Annotated in this window: 2 protein-coding genes; both read right to left on the reverse strand. The window is 32.7% G+C overall.

Going from position 1 to position 1,450, the window contains the following annotated elements; translation table 11 throughout:
• Window positions 1-30: 30 nt before the first annotated feature.
• Window positions 31-972 carry an IS3 family transposase gene (locus JF75_RS09950; protein WP_141639357.1) on the reverse strand — a complete coding sequence of 314 codons (942 nt, stop codon included), beginning with the start codon at window positions 970-972 and terminating at the stop codon, window positions 31-33.
• A partial coding sequence (locus tag JF75_RS09955) for a helix-turn-helix domain-containing protein (RefSeq protein ID WP_245190734.1) occupies window positions 909-1,450 on the reverse strand: 542 nt, incomplete at its 5' end. The genes JF75_RS09955 and JF75_RS09950, both read right to left, overlap by 64 nt.

Consider the following 1,450-nt stretch of genomic DNA (forward strand, 5'->3'; position numbering starts at 1 on the left):
GAAGCTAACCCCTAAAACTGGACGTTAGTTTTATATCATTTTACTTAAGGCTTGATTCCGATATTGAATCGGAGTTAAGCCTTTTAGTTTGTGCCGAATTCTATCTTCATTGTAATAACTTATCCATTCTTTCATCGCCTTAACCAATTGTTTCTTAGTATCAAAGTGATGTGTAAAATAATTCATTTCAACTTTCATAATGTGAAAGAAACTTTCCATAGCTGCATTATCATGACATGTAGCTCTTCGTGACATGCTTTGAAATACTTTATGTTTTCGTAAAGCATGTCGATATGGATTAGATTGATATTGAATTCCTTGATCACTATGGATTGTCATTCGATAATTTAATAGCTTTGGTCTTGCAGTAAACACTCCCTCTAATCCTTCTAGAACATATCTTGTTAATGGACGATCGGTGATCGTATAACTAATAATTTCACCGCTGAATAAGTCCTTAAATGGCGATAAATATACACGATTACGGATAGTCATGTTCCCATATCTAAATTCACTAATATCAGTTACGACCTTTTGATATGGTCTATCAGTCTTAAACTTTTGATGGAACCGATTCTTAGCTTTCTTATTTTGTGGACCCTTTGAAGAATCATATTTACCGGCTCTCAGATTATATTTATTAGCTCCTAAATTGTTCTCACGCATTAAGCGTTGAACACGTTTATGATTAACCATTAGGTGATAAGTCATCCTCAGAGTATCAGTTACAGGCCAGTATCCATAACTGGCATAATGCTTCTTTATCATTTTGATAATTGAAGCAAGTGCTTTATCACTAATCAGCTTCTTTTTTGGATGAGGATGGTACTCGAATGTACTTTTAGACAAACTTGTGTAGGGTAATATTTCTTTTAATTTAAAGCCAAATTCTTGCCTTAGTTCATTAACTATAGATCTTTCTTCGTCCGATGTCCGCGTTTCTGAACTAAGGCATCTAGTTTTTTTAGATATTCATTTTCTACATGTAATGCACGATTCTCTAAACGTAGACGTTCAAGTTCAGTTAACTCTTGAGAAGTATATTTATGCTTCTTTGCTTTAATTTTCTTTTTATGCATTAATGGTCGTCCTTGCTTAATAAATAAAGCATCAACACCGCCTTCATTTAATTTTCTTTGCCAATTCGCAATAGTGGAATGTTGTTTAATATTAAAATGATTGGCAGTAATTTGATAGCTGGCACTATGTTCTTTTCTCCAGTTTAAGACTTCTAATTTAAATTGACCACTATATCTTGTCTTAGAAAAGCTTTTTTCCAGGCCTCTGTCACCATACTGTTGATAATTATTGATCCAACCATCAATAGATTTACATGATGTGATATGTAATTTCTCTTGAATTTCTTTTGTACTAAATCCTCTTTGATACAAATCTACTGCTTCTAATTTTGTTTTTAGTAAATATTTAGACATAAGAAAACCCCCGAATT

Source organism: Lactobacillus kimbladii, assembly GCF_000970755.1.
GTDB classification, from domain to species: domain Bacteria; phylum Bacillota; class Bacilli; order Lactobacillales; family Lactobacillaceae; genus Lactobacillus; species Lactobacillus kimbladii.